We start from the raw sequence: 17,453 nt of genomic DNA on the forward strand, positions 1-17,453 counted from the left end.
CCTGCAAAATTCCTTATTCACATAGTACAGAGAAGCATATTAATGTCAGCAACGTTAGAAAACACCTTGCCGAGCGGATTTCAGATCCCGCCGCAACCTGCGATATTGCAAGCCCTGAAAAATGAGCATGCCAAGAAAATGCCTTCAATGACGGCTTTTGCTGAAATCATTTCCAGGGATATTGCGCTGGCGGCAAATGTATTGAAAACAGTCAATTCAGCTCAATTTGGGTTGCCCAATAAGATTTCAGATATTCGAAGTGCAGTGGTGCTGCTGGGTATGGATGCCATTGAGACGCTGGTTAATTTTTTCGAGTTGCGAAAATGCCTGTCCGGCAAAGCCAGTATCTCCCTGGAAAAGTTCTGGGATCAGGCCAGCCACACGGCCGAAATGATGTTGATGTTGCATGCTGCGCTTGATATGGGGGATGACAGTTGTCCAAAAGAAGATGCCCACAGCTTTGGCTTGTTTCGGGATTGCGGTATTCCGCTGATGGCGATGAAATATCCGGATTACAAACAGGTTTTGCAAACAGCAAACAACAGTCCAGAGCGTGTATTCACGGCGGTTGAAAATGATTTCTATCCAACCGATCATGCGGTGATCGGCTACTTTATTGCTAAATCCTGGCATTTCCCCGATGCCTTGATTGAGCTGATACTCAGGCATCATGATGATAGTTTCTTGTCAGATAAAACGGTCGCAGCCAGCCAAAAGACCCTGTACGCAATGATAAAACTGGCCAGTAATATCCTCAGTCATGTGAAATATCAGAAGCCGGATAGTGAATGGTTACTTGCTTCTGCTGAGGCATTGGACTGGCTTAAACTCAGTGAACTCGATTATCAGGAACTGCACGCAGATCTGGCAGAGCGGTTTGCTATTGAGTTTGATCTCTAGCGCCCCCAACTTCTGTCTTTATGACAGATTTTTGAGGTTGAGAAGCCAATGTTAACAGCCGCACAGGAAGTGACACTCTCAGTTCAGGGAATGACCTGTGCTTCCTGTGTCAGTCGGGTTGAAAAAGCTTTGCGCTCAATTGCCGAAGTGGACGCAGGCAGTGTTCGAGTGAACCTGGCCTCAGAGCAAGCTCGGTTCAAGCTCAACTCGGCAATTCCATCTGATAAATTGATAGAGGCACTGCACAAGGCGGGTTATCAGGCGAAATTGCTTGATGCCTTACACCCCTTAAGCACAGCAAAGCACTCAAACAAAGGCTGGAAAGTCATCGTCGCCAGTCTGTTGAGCGCACCACTGGTTTTGCCGATGCTGCCAATGTTGTTTGGCTATGAATGGCTGCTGAATGGCTGGATTCAATGGGCACTGGCAACGCCGGTGCAATTTTGGCTGGCTGCAGACTTTTACAAAAATGCCTGGAACGCTGTCCGTCGGTTCAGCGGCAATATGGATCTGCTGGTGGCGATTGGCACCTCGACCGCATATGGTCTATCCATTTATCTGCATCTGGATGGTGAGACGCATCTCTATTTTGAGGCCTCAGCTGTCATCATCACCTTGGTGTTACTGGGCCGCTGGCTGGAAGCCCGGGCAAAGCGAAAAACCACTGAAGCCATTCAGGCCTTACAGGCGCTTCGGCCTGATACCGTTCGAATCGTCAGGAAATCAGTGGTTATGGATTTGCCGATTGCTGAGTTGCGCCAGGATGATGTGTTTATGATCCGCCCCGGCGAACGCATCGCCGCCGATGGCATCATCATTGATGGCAATAGCCATGTGGATGAATCGATGCTGACCGGTGAGAGCCGGTCGGTCAGAAAACACATCGATGACAAGGTGACCGGCGGCGCTGTCAATTTGGATGGTTTGATCACGGTTCGCGCCACAGCGGTCGGCGCGGAGTCGGTGCTGGCACAGATCATCAGAATGGTTGAAGATGCCCAGTCTGCCAAGCCGGATATTCAGCGGCTGGTGGACAAGGTCAGTTCAGTCTTTGTGCCGGTTGTGGTGGTGATTGCCCTGTTGACCCTGGCGGGATGGCTGTTTGTCGGCGCTGGCTGGGAACGAGCGATTATTAATGCGGTGTCGGTACTGGTGATTGCCTGTCCTTGTGCATTGGGGCTGGCGACACCGGCTGCAATTATGGCGGGCACAGGCGTTGCCGCCAGTTTTGGCATTTTGATCAAAGACGCACAGGCCTTAGAGCAGGCTTATCGCGTCAAAGCCGTGGTGTTTGATAAAACCGGCACGCTGACAGAGGGCAAGCCAGTACTCACTTCTGTTCATGTCGCTGAAAATGATAGTGCTGACAAGTTACTGCAACTTGCCTTCAGCCTTGAACAATCCAGTCATCATCCTTGGCGAGAGCCGTGACGGAGGCGGCCATTGAGCGATCTATCGATGCGCTGCCAGCAGAAGAGTTAACGGAAATTGCAGGCCAGGGTTTACATGCACAAGTGCAGGGACAGGCCGTATGGGTTGGCAATCATACTTTGATGAAATCACTGGGGCTGAGTGAAACGGCATTGGCCGAGTTGATGCTGGTCAGTAGCAGTCAGCAGGACAGTGTTGCCTGGCTGGCCGCGGGGCATCCGGCTCGGCTGCTAGGGTGTATGACTTTTGCCGATGCCATCAAGCCAGGCAGCCGCCAGGCGGTGCAACAGTTGCAGGCCATGAACATTATGACGGTGTTGATGACTGGAGATAATGAGGCTGCTGCATCCAAGGTGGCCAGTCAGCTTGAAATCGACACGGTGCTGGCCGACCAAACGCCTGACAGTAAAGCACTGGCCTTGCAGGATTTAAGGATGCACCATCAACCTGTCGCCATGGTCGGCGATGGCATTAACGACGCACCGGCACTGGCTTCGGCGGATGTCAGTTTTGCCATGTCAACCGGCACTGATGTGGCAATGCATGCTGCCGATATCACCCTGATGCGAGCCGATCCGGGCCTGGTCGCCGCCACCATTGATATTTCAAGACGCACTTATCGAAAAATTCGCCAGAATCTGTTCTGGGCGTTTATCTATAACCTGTGCGGCATACCTTTGGCCGCCTTTGGTTTTCTCAACCCGATGATTGCCGGTGGGGCCATGGCCTTGAGTTCAGTCAGCGTTGTCAGCAACGCTTTGCTGTTGCGCCGCTGGCGACCCGGTCGGTAAACCGGCCCAACAAAACAGAGTCTGATCCAGATCAAATTAAGCGTGTTTTTCGATTTGCGACAGCCAGCATTTGCCTATGATTAGCGAAAGTCATTCCAAAGGAGATCCCAGCAGTGGATATGACACTCGCACAGTGGCGGCTGGCAGAACTGGCTATTCACTATCCCGGAGCCACCGCAGTATTGTTCAAACATCAGCTTGATTTCTGTCAGGCTGGCCAGACAACACTGGCAGAAGCCGCCGCTGCAAGACAGTTGGATATCGAGGCGCTGATTAGTGCCCTGACCAAGTATCAGACGCAGGCCGATGATACCGATTGGTCGCAATATGACAGTGACACCCTGATTGCGCACATTTTGCATCGTTATCACGAGCGGCACCGGCAGCAGTTTCCCGAACTTATCCGGCTTGCCGAACGGGTTGAGCTGGATAATGCCAATCATGCAGCTTGCCCGAGTGGCCTGGCCCTGCTTCTGATGGATATGCAGTTTTCGCTGGAAACGCATATGCAAAAAGAAGAACAAGTGCTGTTTCCGATCATTTTGTCGGGCACCAACCGTTCGGCATTGGCACCGCTATCACGGATGCGCGAGGAAGATGAAGCGCATCAGGCAGATCTGCAACAGTTGCAGCAAATCACCCATCAATTTACACCGCCACGCGATGCCTCAATCACATGGCAGGCCTTGTACAACAATCTGCAATGGCTGCACCGGGATCTCCAACAACATATTCAACTGGAAAATGACATTCTGTTTGCCCGTGTCGAGCACGGCCACAGATCACTTGCCTGATAGCTGAGTAGATATCCCAGCCAGCAGCGTTTTTACCGCAATAGGCGTTTGCGGATTTTATTGACTCGGCACGAGTCATAGAATCATTGAAAACGATTTTTCCGGAGTCTTTTATGTCCTTTGCCCGAACATGCAAACAATGGCTGGTGCTTTTGCTGATTTTACCGCTCATGGCCGCCTGTGCTTCACGCTCTCAAAGTCAGTATTACGCCGATGAGGTCGGTGGCGTAATGTCGGTTGAAAATGTGGTCGTCAACTCATCGCGAATGGTCAAAATCGAAGGCATGGGAGAAGGAACTCGTCCCGGCTGGGGCGCTGCAATTGGTGCAACAGTTGCCGGTGCAACAGCATACGGCATCACCGAAGCGGATAATCCGGCAGGTATTGCCATCACCATTGTGGCCTTGGTGGGTGGTGCGCTGGCCGGTCAGTTTATTGACGAAAAATCACGCTCGAGCCTGGGTGTTGAATATATCCTCAGCAAGGATAATGGCGACACCATCGCCGTTGTGCAGGCGGTTCGCAGTGCAGAAGAGCGTCTGGCTGCCGGTACGCCTGCCCACTTAATGCGTGGTCAGCGCGGCTACGTGAGAGTGGTGCCCCGCTAGTTGGATAGCGTCTGCATACTGACGTCATGAAACGTCACTGGACTCTGGTCGTTGTGCTGGTACTGGCGGCATTGTTGTCTGCTTGTGATCCCTTTGCAAAACCAGACAGCCTGATGGAAGAGTATGTCAAACGACTGGCCCGGGTATTGAATCTTGATACTCAGTTGAGTGATATCGAAGCCTCGCCCAGACTGCCGCGTATGCGTGATCGCCGCCTGGAGATTGAAGCGGTTGACCTTGGTATGCTGGATTTTTTGGCCTTTTATGGTTGTGATTTGCAGCATGTCATTGGTGAGCGAACGGCTATTCTTGGTCGCGTGATGCAACCTTTGAACCTGTTGCAATACGAGCTGCAGTTTCTTGCAGCCGCACAGGATTGTTTGCCGGAAATTACCAATGAGCAGCGCCGCGCACGCTTACAGGCGGTCATGCAACACAAGCAGGAAAACCTGCCGAAAGTCATTTGGAATGCGACCTGGACAGTGCCGGAAATTGAAAACCTGTTGTCTCCCTCAAGAGGGCGTTATCCGGTCGATGCAGGTATGGCAGGGGTCGGCCTCTTGGTGGATCAACTGCAGGATATTCATCGCCGGTTCGAGTTATTGCTTGCGGGCGATCACCCGCAAGATCTGGCTCCGGTCGCCGCCGCTTATCAGCAATGGCAGTATCGTTCTGATGGCGGCCAGCTATTGAACAGTGCCCGATTGTTAACCACCCGGCTGGATGATGCCAGCGAATTATTAAAGCAAAGACTGACCGATGCGCCGCTGTGTTATCAGGGCACACCCAATCAGCGGGCGCGACAGATGCACGGCATGTTTCTCAGTGTTTATATTGGTGAGGTGCAGCCCTATATTTCCTCGGTGCACCGGGCAGCAGAACAACTGTTTTCGGCACTGGCACAATTGGCGGAGCAGCAGGCAGCGATCATGCCCGACAGCATGCAGGATTATTACCAGCAAACTTTGCTTCGCTCTGAGCAGAATCTTTGGGGCGAACTGGATAACGCCGTGCAACAACATACGGAGTTGTGGCAGCAATTGCTGGATCAGTGCGGTATGCGTCCGGGGCATTAACGTGGTTGTTATTCCGATAGCCATACAGCGCCTAACATCAGCATTGCTCTGCCGGATAATTCAGACTATCTTTATTGGGTCACAGCAGAGGACCCTATGACTTACTGTTTAGCCATTAACCTGGATGAAGGACTGGTTCTGACCTCAGATTCAAGAACCAATGCCGGCATCGATCAAGTCAGTGTTTACAGCAAAATGACCCGCTGTGAAACGCATGCTGATAGAAGTCTGGTGCTGATGAGTGCCGGTAATCTCGCGACAACTCAGTTTGTGATTGAGCAGCTCAATCGCGATATTCGTGAAGGGCAGCCACATAACCTGAATACGCTCAGCTACATGTCGGACACCGCCGATTATGTCGGCGAGATTCTTAGCAGCCGCATACGTCGCTACTCCGATAATGAAGCATCGGGTTTTGCGCCCGAGGCAACTCTGTTGCTGGCTGGACAAATTCAGGGTGGCCCACCGCAAGCCTTCATGATTTACCCTCAAGGCAATCACATCACCACTTCACGTGAAACGCCTTATCTGCAAATCGGTGAGAGTAAATACGGTAAACCGGTGTTGGACAGATTCATTCGCCCGGAAACCTCTTTGCTGGATGCAGCGACCTGCTCACTGATATCAATGGATTCCACCATGCAGAGCAATGTCAGCGTCGGGCCACCGATTGAAGTGCTGATATACAAGAAAGACAGTTATGATCTGAGTTATCACCAGCGTTTTGAAGCAGAGCACCCCTATCTGGTGGAATTGCGTAGAGCCTGGGGCCAGCGACTCAGAGAAGCTTTTGCAGAAATGCCAAGGTTCGGCCAGCAGCAATAATCAGCGATTGTTACTATGAATCAACTGATGAATCAGATGCAGTTTGCGCTGGACCGGTTTTGAGATAACAAACGGATAGGCATCGGCATTGCCGATACTGCGATTCAAGGCGTTTAGCACCACCACCAGTTGAGACCATTCCGACAACCACTCCTGAAAGTCGGTCTCGTTTTCTGGATGCGTAATCATGTCAAACGACACGGCGGTCTGCAGTGTTTCCTGCATCAGCAGATAATGTGCCCAGGTTTCGGCCCAATCTTCCAGCGGGTGGGCACTGGCGTAGGCCGAAATAAAAAACTCCTGCCAATCCGGTCTTGGACCATGCTGATAATAGTGCTGAAGGGCGGCTTGATAATCCGTGGTTTCATCGCCAAACAACTTTCTGAATGCGGCATGTGACGGAGAGTTGGCAATCAGTCGATCCCAGTAAAAATGCCCCATTTCATGACGAAAATGCCCGAGCAGGGTTCGATAGGGTTCATTCATGGCTTCGCGAGTGGCTTCACGATAGCTGCTGTCAGCTTCTGCGGCATTCAGTGTGATTACCCCGTTCAGATGTCCACTGAGCACCTGTTCATCCTGCACTTCCGGGTTACTCCATTTATCCTCAAGAAAGCGAAATTCCAGTGGTTGACCGTTGCGTTGTTGAACCGGCAGGCCAAGACTGAGTACGCCATGCAGCATCCGTTTTTTTGAGGATTCGAGCACGCTCCAGCGTCGCACATTTCTGAGCAGATTTTGATCAGGAATAACCCGGGTCATCCGACAGGAGATGCATTGAATTTGTGACTCATCATCGGCCATCAACCAGTTGCATTGCATGTCGTGCTGATGGTGGGCGCAGCGACGATAGGTTTTGCCACTGATGGTGCGGGCACGACTATCAGGCAATGCCTCAATCGCATGCAGTTCGAGTGATTCGGGATCAAAGCCCAGCAGACTGCCGCAGCGATTACAGTGAGTATTCTCGAAAAATATCTCCTGACCGCAGGTGCAGAAAAATCGCTTCATGAACTATGAACCGGATAAAACCATTGCTGACCAATGGCTGTGTTCAGTCCGGCCAGACGAATTTGCAGTGCATCCATTCGATTATGAATTTCCTCTGCGGGCAGGTTTTCCTGCGGGTTTTCAAACATGAACTCAATGCTTTGCCGGTGATGGTCAATCACTTTCTGGGCACCGGGCAACGGACTCAGATAGCGATTGATCGCGCCCAGTGAAAAAAACAATGAACGTGGGAAAGCCGAATCTCGCAACAAAAATGCCAGCACGGCCTCGGCATTTACATCGTTGTTACGACTATGGGTAAACATTTGCTGGGCACTCAGCGCGCGAAGTAAGTGACTCCATAAAATGCCTTCAACAGCGCGCATCGACTGACTGCGATTCTCAGCCAGCAGCAGCGAAGCCAGTTCAAGAATCCGGCTGGTCATGTCGGCGCGTTCCAGATGTTTGGCGGTCTGCATAAAATAATAGCCATGATTTCTGCTCATATGATTTGCCAGTATGCCCCAGACTGTCTGGCAGCGTTCAGACATACTCAGCAACAACTTCTGACGTCGCCGCCGATTGCTGATGGCAGACAGCTCGCTTTTCACCAGCAAATACAGCTCATTGACCTGCTCCCAGGTTTCCTCCGGCAGAATATCCAGCGACGTTCGGGCGTTTTCTCGCAAGGCCGATAACGAGTTAATCAACGAAATGGCGTTATTCTCATCGGCCAGTAAAAAATGCATCACATTGTTTTCATTGATTTCGTCATAACTGGCGTGGAAAAACAATTCGCCATCAAAAATGGTCACCAGAGTAAACCAGCCTACTTCGACATCAGCAGGCAGATCCATCAACAAATTGGTGTGGACATTGATAAGACGTGCTGTGTTTTCAACACGCTCCAGATAGCGCGCCAGCCAGTAAACACGCTCGGCAACTCGTGACAACATCATAGACTGACTCCTGAGCCATTTTCATCGACCACCCAGGTATCCTTGCTGCCACCCCCCTGAGAAGAGTTCACCACCAGCGAGCCTTCGACCAGCGCCACCCGGGTCAAACCTCCGGGGGTGACGTAATGATCACGACCCGACAAGATAAATGGCCGCAGATCGACATGTCTGGGAGCGACATGGTCGCCTGCGATGGTCGGCGAAACCGACAGTTTTAATGTCGGCTGGGCAATGTAGTTATCAGGATCTTCTTGCAGTAATTTACGAAACTCCTCGATTTTGGCCTCGCTGGAATGTGGCCCTACCAGCATGCCATAGCCACCAGACTCATTGGCCGGCTTCACCACCAGATCCGGCAGGTTGTCGAGCACATGTGCTAGCTGATCCGGATCACGACACAACCAGGTCGGCACATTAGGCAACAGGGGTTCTTCGTTCAGATAGTAGCGAATCATCTCCGGCACATAGGCATAAATGACCTTGTCATCGGCGACACCACATCCAGGCGCGTTGGCAATGGCGATTTTGCCGTCACGCCAGCTTTGCATGATGCCGGGAATGCCCAGTACGGAATCCTCCCGAAATACCAGCGGATCGATGAAGTCATCATCAATACGCCGATAAATCACATCCACCCGCTCCAGGCCATGAATGGTTTTCATATAGACATAACCATCCTGACCGACCAGCAAATCAGCGCCTTCGAGCAGGATCAGACCGGCCTGCTGTGCCAGCGAGGCATGTTCGTAGTAGGCAGAGTTGTAGATTCCGGGAGTGAGCAGTGCCATGGTGGGCTGGCTCAGTTCGGGACGCAAAGAAGCCAGCATGCTCGCCAGGTGTGTCGGGTAATCATTCACCGGACTGATGGACAGCAGTTTGAACAGCTCTGGCAGAATTCGCTTGGTAGTTTTGCGGTTTTCCAGCATATAGGCGACACCGGAAGGCACCCGCAGATTGTCTTCCAGCACATACAGCGTACCGTTGTGGTCACGCACCAGATCAGAGCCACAGATATGTGCCCAGACGCCAAACGCCGGTTGCATGCCGCGACATTGAGGCCGATAGCCTTTGGATTGATAGACCACATCGGCAGGAATCAGACCATCCTTGATGATCTGGCCTTCGTTGTAGATGTCGTTAATGAACTGATTTAAGGCACGCACTCGCTGGATCAGCCCCTTTTCAGTGCAGTCCCACTCTCGCTTGGCAATCATTCGGGGAATAATGTCAAAGGGCCAGGCGCGATCAATATTGCCTGCATCACTGTAGACGGTGAAGGTGATGCCTCGCTCCAGCATCTCCAGCTCAGAATCGGCCACACGCTGCTCGAAAGCCTCACGGCGCATGGATTGCAGGTAGTCCAGAAGTCGATAACTAAAGTGCCGGGGCTGATAAGGCCCGGCCATCAATTCGTCATGAAATTCGCCCGGATTATAGTCACGCCACATATGCATCATGCTGGGTCGTCCCGTTAGTGTTGGATATCAGCAATGCTCTAGCAAAAGCTATGCCCTCTGTTAGCGGACCAGCTTTATCCAGAACAGTTCTGTTGTGAGAAGCTAACGATTGTCGAATTAACAAGTAATACAAATACTTATTTGGTGGTAATGATTCTGGAGTATTGGCGCGGTGAAGCCGGCTGCCTATGCTGAGCGGGTGGAAGATCTGCAGCTTATCGGCCTGCTGAAGGGCTGGGGGGTTGCAGAAAAACACAAGCCTGAAATACATGATGGGAGGCCACAATGCCTGCTCAACAACATGCCAGTATCTATCAGCAAATGGGCGGCGCCGAGGGTGTTCGGGCCTTCGTTGAAACCTTTTGCCAGACCATTGAAACAACAGAAGTCGGCCGGCCAGTGCTTCTTTTGCACTTGCGTGGTCATGGCATGGCACATGCGCGCATGGAGCAGTTTAATTTCTTTTCCGGTTTGTTTGGTGGCCCACGTCTCTATGCTGAAAAATGGGGCCACTCCAATGTTCGACAGATTCACGCCCACGTCCAGCTGGGTGAGGCCGAAGTTTCGGCCTGGCTAAGTTGTATGGCTATCACACTGGACAAGCTTGATTATCCGGCAGCCCTGAAGCAGCAATTGATGGATAACTTCACGCCCATGGCGCGACTGCTGATCAATCAATAATTGCCACGGTCTGACAACACCAGTCAGCGGTTATCACGTTCATCCAGACTGTCGTAGTAGATGATGGCCAGATAGCGAATCGGCATTTGCAGCTTGGTGCCTGGCCGGTGCGGCTGTTCAGCGTTGAAGGTCAGTGAATCTCCTGGCTCAAGCAAATAGGTTTCGTCACTGACGGTGTATTCCAGCCGACCTTCCAGCATGTAGATAAACTCGGTGCCGGGATGTTCGAACGGGGCAAAGACTTCACTTTCTTCTTCCAGCGAAATCAGAAAGGGTTCGAACAGTTTGTTGGGCCCTTGATCGTAGGCCAGCAGTTGATAGGTATGACCGGACTTGGTGCCGCGTCGAACCACCTCCATGCCTTCTCCGCTTTTGACGAACTGGGCGCCGCCTTTGGGATTATCGTAATCGTTAAACAATCTGGACAGTGTGACGCCGAGGGCATTTGCCAGTTGTTCCAGTTTATCCAGGCTGGGTGAGGTCAAACCGTTTTCAATTTTGCTGAGCATGCCACGGCTCAGATTGGCCCGTTCTGCAACCTCGGCAATGGTCAGGCCGTTGTCCAGACGGATGCTGCGCAGCGTGTTACCCAAATGTTTATCCAGTGATTTGACGGTGCTTTCGGGGCTGTTGAGTTCTTCTCTGATGTTCACCTGCGTGTTCTCCGCTGAGTGGCTGCTGCATGGCTCTGTTTTTGTGATCCTTCGGCTGTGTCAGCAGTGATTGGGTCAATAAATTCATTTGAGGAAAAAAAGTTTCCCAAACGGTTGACAGTCTGCCCGAGGGTGTGAGTAAATGCAATTAATGTTTCATTCAGTGAAACAAAGTTTACTTCAAAGGTGGTAGGCGGTTTATACCACTAAAGGAGTAGATGGGATGGCGAGACAACAATGAGGGTGAAGAATGCCATTAAGTTTGTTGAAGTACGCGCTGAGTCGTGAACACCCGGCCCCACGGTTTTTCAGAGACTGTACCGAGCCGAAAAAAACCTATGACGCTGTCATTATCGGTGGTGGCGGTCATGGTCTGGCGGCGGCCTATTATCTGGCCAAGGATTTTGGTATCACCAATGTGGCGGTATTGGAAAAAGGCTATATCGGTGGGGGTAACACCGGTCGTAATACCACGATTGTCCGTTCCAATTATCTGACACCCGAGGGCGTTAACTTCTATGACGCCAGTGTGCAGATGTATGAAGGTCTGTCACAGGAACTGGACATCAATCTGTTCTATTCCACACGTGGTCATTTCACTCTGGCGCATACCGAATCCGCAATGCGCACCATGCGCTGGCGGGCAGAAGTCAACAAGCACGTTGGCGTGGAAAGCTATGTAGTCGGACCAGAAGAAATTCTCAAAGCCTGTCCTCAGCTGGACATCAGTTGCAGTGGTCAGGCGCCAATTCTGGGGGCGCTTTACCACGCACCAGGTTCTGTAGCTCGACATGATGCCGTGGCCTGGGGCTATGCCAAAGAAGCCGACCGGATGGGTGTTGAGATTTTTCAGAACACCGAAGTCACAGGCATCGACGTGAAAAGCGGCAAGGTGGTCGGTGTGCAAACCAACAAAGGCTATATCAGCACCGGGCGTGTCTTGTCAGCGGTAGCGGGATTTACCCCGCGTATCACCGAAATGGTCGGCATTGAGACACCGATTGTGATCCATCCTTTGCAGGCCTGCGTCAGCGAGCCGATGAAACCCTGGTTAAACACCATTCTGGTCTCAGGAAGCCTGCATGTTTATGTCAGTCAGTCATCGCGTGGCGAACTGGTGATGGGCTCATCGCTGGATCCTTATGAAGTGCATTCGACCCGCAGCTCGCTGGATTTTGTCGAGGGCTTGAGTTCACACATCGTCGATATGTTCCCGTTTCTGGGCAACGTCAAGGTGGTACGGCAGTGGGCCGGAATGGCAGATATCACGCCAGACTTCGCTCCAATCATGGGCAAAACACCGGTTGAAGGTTTTTATCTGGATGCTGGCTGGGGCACCTGGGGCTTCAAGGCCACGCCGATCAGCGGCAAGACCATGGCTGAGACCATGGCCCGAGATATGGCACCGGAGTTGATCAAATCATTCCGACTGTCCCGTTTTGAAGAATACGAGCTGACCGGTGAAAAAGGCGCAGCCTCGGTCGGCCACTAATTGAGAGCAGTGTTATGAAACTACTTCAATGCCCTGTGAACGGGACGAGACCCATCAGTGAGTTCACCTATGGTGGCGAATATCGCGAGGCACCAGACCCACAAACCTGCAGCGATAAGGTCTGGGCGGATTATGTACACAACCGGCATGGTGCGCCGGGTTTGAAAAAAGAGTGGTGGTATCACGGCCCCAGCGGAACCTGGTTTATAGCCGAGCGTAACACGCTGACCGACAGCGTCAGCCGTACCTATCTTTTTGGTCAGGAGAAAGATGCATGACATTGCGTATTGCAGAAAAAAAGGGTGAGTGGATTAACCGCGATATGCCGCTGACCTTCACCTATGAAGGCCAGACCGTTCAGGCATTTGAAGGTGACACGATGAGCAGTGCGCTATGGGCCGCCGGTATCAAAGTGCTGGGTCGCAGCTTTAAATATCACCGGGCACGTGGTCTGCTCAGCTTTGCCAATCATGACGTCAATGCACTGATGACCGACGGCGTGGATACCAACATTCGTGCAGACGTAATTCCGGTCAGTCATGGCATGGAGTTGTTTGCCGTCAATACCGAAGGTGGGGTGGTTAAAGACAAGAACCGTTTTATTGACCGCCTGTCCCCCTTTTTACCGGTAGGTTTTTACTACAAGACCTTCTTCAAGCCGCGCATGATGTTTCCGTTTTGGGAAAACAAAATCCGTAAGGCGGCGGGACTGGGCAAGGTCAACTTCGACTACCCAAGACAGTTGCGCCCGAAACGCAATGCTCACTGTGATGTGCTGATCATCGGGGCTGGCCCATCTGGATTGTCAGCAGCATTGACGGCTGCCAATCATGGCAAACAAGTCATTCTGGTTGATGAAAACCGCTACGCCGGTGGCAGTCTTGGCTATGACCATGCTGCGGACAGCAGTACCAGTGACAAGCTGGAAACTTTACTGAAACAGGTCAGTGAGCACAGCAATATTCGCCTGATTTGTGATGCTTATGCGGGTGGTTACTATGGAGATCATCTGGTGCCAATCGTCGGCAAGGAAGGCATTACCAAAGTACGGGCACGCAGTGTCATTGTCGCGACCGGAGCCTTTGAGCAACCACCGGTATTTCGCAATAACGATTTACCCGGCGTCATGCTGGGCAGTGCTGCTCAGCGCCTGGTGCATCGTTATGCAGTCAAACCGTTTCATCGCGGTGTAGTAGTGACTGCCAATGATCACGGTTATCGCACGGCGTTGGATCTGGCCGCTGCTGGTGTTGAGGTGCTGGCCCTGGTGGATATGCGCCAGCAATCTGGTGATGAGCAACTGGCTGCAGCAGTCGCCAGCAAGGGCATTACGATTCATTTGGCAAGCTGTATTTACGAAGTCATTCCCAGCAGTGACAAGCTGGGTGTGGCAGAAGTCGTGCTGGCAGGCTATGACGAGCAAACCGCTTCAGCCAGATTTGAGCGCAGCAGCCGTATCGCCTGTGATGGTGTTGCCATGAGTGCGGGTTGGGCGCCAGCCGCGGCCTTGCTGTATCAGGCCGGAACCAAAATGCGTTACGACTATGCGGTTGAACAGTTTGTGCCGGCCCAGTTGCCAGAAGGTGTGTTTGCGGCCGGTAAGGTCAATGGTGTTTATGACCTTGCTTTGCGACTGCGTGATGGTCAACGCGCTGCGGCTGATGCAGTGCGTTATCTGGGCGGGCAGGATGTTGAGCAGATTGAAGTGGCGCAAAGCTTCCAGCTTGCTCCCAGCCATGCTTATCCGATTGTGCATCATCCGGATGGCAAGAATTTTGTCGACTTTGATGAAGATATTCAGGTCAAGGACTTCATCAATGCGGCCAAAGAAGGTTTCGACAATATCGAATTGATGAAACGTTTCACCACCGTAGGCATGGGGCCAAGTCAGGGCAAACATTCCAATATGAATGCCATCCGTATTCTGGCGCGTATCCGTCAGCTGCCGGTGGAACAGATTGGCACCACCACTGCCCGACCATTTTTTCATCCGACGCCGCTGGCACATCTGGGCGGGCGGGGATTTCATCCACATCGTTTGACCGCCATGCATGAATGGCATGTCAATCACGGTGGCGTGATGATGGAAGCCGGTGTCTGGATGCGTCCTGCCTGGTATCAACCACAAGGTGCCAAGCTCACCGCACAAGAAGCAGTGCAACAGGAAGCAATGGCTGTTCGCAAGGCGGCGGGCATGATCGACGGCAGCACGCTTGGCAAGATCGAAGTGTTTGGCCAGGATGCCGGTGCTTTCCTGGAACGCTTCTATACCGGCAAGTTTGCTGATTTGCGGGTTGGCAGCAGTCGAGTTGCACTGTTGCTGGACGAAGCCGGCGTCATGGTCGATGACGGCGTGGCTGCACGGCTAGCCGAAGACAAGTTCTATGTGTCTACCAATTCCTCCAACGCTGCGACAGTGTATCGGGAAATGCAGCGAAATCTGCAGCTATGGGGCATGTCGGTGACACTGGTCAATCTGACCGGGGCAATGGCAGCAATGACGCTGGCAGGACCGGCATCACGTTCCATTCTGACCGAGTTGACTGAACTGGATGTATTTGAGGAAGCCTTTCCGCAAGGGGCCATTCGGACCGCAGAGATCGCCGGTGTGCAGGCTCGCATCATGCGAGTGGCGTTTGTCGCAGATCTGGCGTTTGAAATTCATGTGCCATCGAGCAGCGCGCTGCATATCTGGCAAAACATTATGAAAACCGGCCAGCCATTTGGCCTGCGGCCTTTTGGCACCGATGCTCAGCGTTTACTCAGGCTGGAGATGGGCCATCACCTGATCAGTCACGATACCGATGGTTTGACCAATCCCTTTGAAGCGCATGCCGGTGGTCTGCTGGCGATGGACAAAGCCTTTTTTACCGGGCAACGCAGCCTGCAGATTCTGGCCGCCAAGCCACTGAAAAAGCAGCTGGTTAAATTCGTACTTGATCCGGGGTTCAGTGCGGAACTACCCAAAGAATGCAATCTGGTCATTAACGCAGGTCAGATCACCGGGCGTGTCACCAGTATTGCTTACAGCGAGTATCTGAACCGGGTGATCGGCATGGCGTTTGTGGCACCGGATCAGGCGGCCAATGGACAGCAGTTCGAGATTCGCACCGATGATGGACTGCTGGTGAAAGCCCGAGTGGTCCAGGGTTCTTTTTTCAAACTGTCTGCCCAATAGGAGCCAGCCATGCAACGTCCTGTTTTAAGAAGTCCGGCAGCCTTTGCTCAGGAAGCACTCAAGCCAGAGAGGGGAGTGATTAATCAGATGATGACCGCCAACAGCTTTGCTGATCCGGCAACTGAGGCTGAGTACGCCAGTCGTCTGAGCCTGTGTGATGTCAGCTTTTTGCAACGTTTTGGCTGCAAAGGGCCAGCCGCTGCTGAATGGCTGTCAGCTCAGGGCCTGCCGGTGCCAGAGCAAGCCAATCATTATGTCCAGCAAGGTGTATTGCGTGTTTTGAGGTTGGGCAATAGTGAATTTCTGGTTGAGGAAGAGGCAGGCAGTGAACAGCTTGCTCAACTCAATCAAACCGATGTACCAGAGCGGGTGCATGCGGTACTCCGCAACGACGCGGCATTTGTAATAAGCGGGCCGTTAGTCAGCGAGTTATTCGCACAGGTGTGTGACATCGATGTCACCGCCGAGCTAGAGGATGAGTCGCGCTTAGTAATGACGATGATGGCAGGTGTATCGGTGACCATGCTGCGGCAGAAATCTGCTGAAGCATGGCAATACCGGGTCTGGTGTGACGGCACCTTGGGTGCCTATTTATGGCAGACACTGCTGACCATCATCCAGGAATTAGGTGGCGGCCCGGTTGGCGCCAATCAGTACTTCAAAAGTATTTAAGCCAGCGAAGCTGCGCACTTTAACTCAGAGGTGAAGGTTATGAAATATGAAACAGAAGCAACCGAGGTGACGACACAACTCAGTGAAGTCGGCGACCCGACTCAACGTCGAATTATCAAGACGGTCGAGGAGGCCAAGCAGTTTCTCAAGGACAATAATGTCAAATATGTGCTGGCACAGTTTGTTGATATTCATGGTGTGGCCAAGGTCAAATCAGTGCCGGCAGCGCATCTTGAAGACATTCTCAACAGCGGCGCCGGTTTTGCCGGCGGTGCCATCTGGGGCATGGGCATCAAGCCGAACGGCCCTGACTATATGGCCGTGGGTGACCTGTCGACCTTGAGTCTGATTCCCTGGCAAACAGGCTATGCACGCATTATTTGCGACGGGCACGTCAACGGAAAGCCGTATGAGTATGACTCGCGGGTGGTACTGAAGAATCAGCTTGAGCGTATCAGAGCTCGTGGCTGGACGCTGTACACCGGTCTGGAACCTGAATTTTCACTGCTGAAAAAAGACGATCATGGTCATATTCACCCCTGTGATCCGACCGATACCTTGCAAAAACCCTGTTATGACTACAAGGGCATTACCCGGCAGAGCGCTTATCTGGAGAAACTGACTGAAGCCTTGCTGGAAGTAGGCATTGACGTTTATCAGATCGATCACGAAGACGCCAACGGTCAGTTTGAAATCAACTACACCTACGCCGACTGCCTGCGCAGTGCCGACGATTACATCATGTTCAAGATGGCGGCCAGCGAGATCGCCAACGAAATGGGCATGATCTGTTCATTTATGTCCAAACCTTTCAGCAACCGTCCCGGCAATGGCATGCACTTGCACGTGTCAATTGGCGACGGTGAAAAGAGTCTGTTCCAGGATGACAGTGATCCTACCGGCCTGGGCCTGTCCAAGCTGGCCCGCCACTTCACTGCTGGCATTC

Annotated in this window: 16 protein-coding genes and 1 pseudogene; 13 read left to right on the forward strand and 4 right to left on the reverse strand. The window is 52.3% G+C overall.

What is annotated here, in order from left to right:
- Nucleotides 1-42 precede the first annotated feature (42 nt).
- The 7 genes from MPL1_RS10890 to MPL1_RS10915 all read left to right on the forward strand — a co-directional run bounded on the left by MPL1_RS10890 (nucleotide 43) and on the right by MPL1_RS10915 (nucleotide 6,425).
- Nucleotides 43-900, forward strand: a complete 858-nt coding sequence (locus MPL1_RS10890; protein ID WP_009727187.1) for an HDOD domain-containing protein — start codon at nucleotides 43-45, stop codon at nucleotides 898-900.
- A gap of 48 nt (nucleotides 901-948) precedes the next feature.
- Nucleotides 949-2,331, forward strand: coding sequence for a heavy metal translocating P-type ATPase (locus MPL1_RS14195; RefSeq protein WP_200858801.1), 1,383 nt, complete (start codon nucleotides 949-951; stop codon nucleotides 2,329-2,331).
- On the forward strand, nucleotides 2,328-3,122 hold the full coding sequence (locus MPL1_RS14395; protein WP_200858802.1) for a heavy metal translocating P-type ATPase: 795 nt from the start codon (nucleotides 2,328-2,330) through the stop codon (nucleotides 3,120-3,122). The genes MPL1_RS14195 and MPL1_RS14395 overlap by 4 nt, the downstream gene beginning before the upstream one ends.
- A 119-nt stretch (nucleotides 3,123-3,241) precedes the next feature.
- Nucleotides 3,242-3,916, forward strand: coding sequence for a DUF542 domain-containing protein (locus MPL1_RS10900; RefSeq protein ID WP_040577113.1), 675 nt, complete (start codon nucleotides 3,242-3,244; stop codon nucleotides 3,914-3,916).
- A 113-nt stretch (nucleotides 3,917-4,029) separates the two neighbouring features.
- Complete coding sequence (locus MPL1_RS10905; RefSeq protein ID WP_009727189.1) at nucleotides 4,030-4,524, forward strand: outer membrane lipoprotein; 495 nt, start codon at nucleotides 4,030-4,032, stop codon at nucleotides 4,522-4,524.
- 26 nt (nucleotides 4,525-4,550) lie between these two features.
- A complete protein-coding gene (locus MPL1_RS10910) occupies nucleotides 4,551-5,600 on the forward strand; it encodes a DUF3080 family protein (protein ID WP_009727190.1) in 1,050 nt (349 codons plus the stop codon).
- A gap of 96 nt (nucleotides 5,601-5,696) precedes the next feature.
- Entirely contained in the window at nucleotides 5,697-6,425 is a 729-nt protein-coding gene (locus tag MPL1_RS10915; protein ID WP_009727191.1) for a proteasome-type protease, read from the forward strand.
- Here the strand turns inward: MPL1_RS10915 and MPL1_RS10920 are convergent, their stop codons facing one another.
- From MPL1_RS10920 to MPL1_RS10930, 3 genes are read right to left on the reverse strand one after another with little or no spacing between them, the layout of a single operon-like run.
- Entirely contained in the window at nucleotides 6,426-7,436 is a 1,011-nt protein-coding gene (locus tag MPL1_RS10920; RefSeq protein ID WP_009727192.1) for a zinc-binding metallopeptidase family protein, read from the reverse strand. It abuts the gene before it with no gap.
- Nucleotides 7,433-8,374, reverse strand: coding sequence for an alpha-E domain-containing protein (locus MPL1_RS10925; RefSeq protein ID WP_009727193.1), 942 nt, complete (start codon nucleotides 8,372-8,374; stop codon nucleotides 7,433-7,435). Before MPL1_RS10925 ends, MPL1_RS10920 begins: the two co-directional genes overlap by 4 nt.
- The gene (locus MPL1_RS10930) at nucleotides 8,371-9,831 is read right to left on the reverse strand and encodes a circularly permuted type 2 ATP-grasp protein (protein WP_009727194.1); all 1,461 of its coding nucleotides are present in this window, start codon (nucleotides 9,829-9,831) and stop codon (nucleotides 8,371-8,373) included. The genes MPL1_RS10925 and MPL1_RS10930 overlap by 4 nt, the downstream gene beginning before the upstream one ends.
- A 285-nt stretch (nucleotides 9,832-10,116) precedes the next feature.
- Here MPL1_RS10930 and MPL1_RS10935 point away from each other — a divergent pair, with 285 nt between their 5' ends.
- Nucleotides 10,117-10,512, forward strand: a complete 396-nt coding sequence (locus MPL1_RS10935) for a globin domain-containing protein (RefSeq protein ID WP_009727195.1) — start codon at nucleotides 10,117-10,119, stop codon at nucleotides 10,510-10,512.
- A 23-nt stretch (nucleotides 10,513-10,535) separates the two neighbouring features.
- Here the strand turns inward: MPL1_RS10935 and MPL1_RS10940 are convergent, their stop codons facing one another.
- The gene (locus MPL1_RS10940) at nucleotides 10,536-11,165 is read right to left on the reverse strand and encodes a helix-turn-helix domain-containing protein (RefSeq protein WP_009727196.1); all 630 of its coding nucleotides are present in this window, start codon (nucleotides 11,163-11,165) and stop codon (nucleotides 10,536-10,538) included.
- A gap of 250 nt (nucleotides 11,166-11,415) precedes the next feature.
- Between MPL1_RS10940 and MPL1_RS10945 the strand changes: the two genes are divergently transcribed.
- From MPL1_RS10945 to MPL1_RS10965, 5 genes and pseudogenes are all read left to right on the forward strand, one after another.
- Nucleotides 11,416-12,657 carry an FAD-dependent oxidoreductase gene (locus MPL1_RS10945; protein ID WP_009727197.1) on the forward strand — a complete coding sequence of 414 codons (1,242 nt, stop codon included), beginning with the start codon at nucleotides 11,416-11,418 and terminating at the stop codon, nucleotides 12,655-12,657.
- A gap of 14 nt (nucleotides 12,658-12,671) precedes the next feature.
- Entirely contained in the window at nucleotides 12,672-12,935 is a 264-nt protein-coding gene (locus MPL1_RS10950) for a sarcosine oxidase subunit delta (protein ID WP_009727198.1), read from the forward strand.
- On the forward strand, nucleotides 12,932-15,835 hold the full coding sequence (locus tag MPL1_RS10955; RefSeq protein ID WP_009727199.1) for a 2Fe-2S iron-sulfur cluster-binding protein: 2,904 nt from the start codon (nucleotides 12,932-12,934) through the stop codon (nucleotides 15,833-15,835). Before MPL1_RS10950 ends, MPL1_RS10955 begins: the two co-directional genes overlap by 4 nt.
- Before the next feature lie 9 nt (nucleotides 15,836-15,844).
- Nucleotides 15,845-16,507: a sarcosine oxidase subunit gamma gene (locus MPL1_RS10960; protein WP_009727200.1), complete on the forward strand. Its 663-nt coding sequence runs from the start codon at nucleotides 15,845-15,847 to the stop codon at nucleotides 16,505-16,507.
- 39 nt (nucleotides 16,508-16,546) lie between these two features.
- Nucleotides 16,547-17,453: pseudogene (locus MPL1_RS10965) on the forward strand (glutamine synthetase); the annotation flags it as partial.

The sequence above is a fragment of the Methylophaga lonarensis MPL genome, from assembly GCF_000349205.1.
In the GTDB taxonomy this organism is placed as follows: Bacteria; Pseudomonadota; Gammaproteobacteria; order Nitrosococcales; family Methylophagaceae; genus Methylophaga; species Methylophaga lonarensis.

Excerpts from the sequence above, each read along its gene's own strand:
- MPL1_RS10955 (WP_009727199.1), top strand. The coding sequence starts at position 12,932 with ATGACATTGCGTATTGCAGAAAAAAAGGGTGAGTGGATTAACCGCGAT.
- MPL1_RS10960 (WP_009727200.1), top strand. The coding sequence starts at position 15,845 with ATGCAACGTCCTGTTTTAAGAAGTCCGGCAGCCTTTGCTCAGGAAGCA.
- MPL1_RS10935 (WP_009727195.1), top strand. The coding sequence starts at position 10,117 with ATGCCTGCTCAACAACATGCCAGTATCTATCAGCAAATGGGCGGCGCC.
- MPL1_RS10930 (WP_009727194.1), bottom strand. The coding sequence starts at position 9,831 with ATGATGCATATGTGGCGTGACTATAATCCGGGCGAATTTCATGACGAA.
- MPL1_RS10890 (WP_009727187.1), top strand. The coding sequence starts at position 43 with ATGTCAGCAACGTTAGAAAACACCTTGCCGAGCGGATTTCAGATCCCG.
- MPL1_RS10920 (WP_009727192.1), bottom strand. The coding sequence starts at position 7,436 with ATGAAGCGATTTTTCTGCACCTGCGGTCAGGAGATATTTTTCGAGAAT.
- MPL1_RS10915 (WP_009727191.1), top strand. The coding sequence starts at position 5,697 with ATGACTTACTGTTTAGCCATTAACCTGGATGAAGGACTGGTTCTGACC.
- MPL1_RS10900 (WP_040577113.1), top strand. The coding sequence starts at position 3,242 with ATGACACTCGCACAGTGGCGGCTGGCAGAACTGGCTATTCACTATCCC.
- MPL1_RS14195 (WP_200858801.1), top strand. The coding sequence starts at position 949 with ATGTTAACAGCCGCACAGGAAGTGACACTCTCAGTTCAGGGAATGACC.
- MPL1_RS10925 (WP_009727193.1), bottom strand. The coding sequence starts at position 8,374 with ATGATGTTGTCACGAGTTGCCGAGCGTGTTTACTGGCTGGCGCGCTAT.
- MPL1_RS10950 (WP_009727198.1), top strand. The coding sequence starts at position 12,672 with ATGAAACTACTTCAATGCCCTGTGAACGGGACGAGACCCATCAGTGAG.
- MPL1_RS10945 (WP_009727197.1), top strand. The coding sequence starts at position 11,416 with ATGCCATTAAGTTTGTTGAAGTACGCGCTGAGTCGTGAACACCCGGCC.
- MPL1_RS10905 (WP_009727189.1), top strand. The coding sequence starts at position 4,030 with ATGTCCTTTGCCCGAACATGCAAACAATGGCTGGTGCTTTTGCTGATT.
- MPL1_RS10910 (WP_009727190.1), top strand. The coding sequence starts at position 4,551 with ATGAAACGTCACTGGACTCTGGTCGTTGTGCTGGTACTGGCGGCATTG.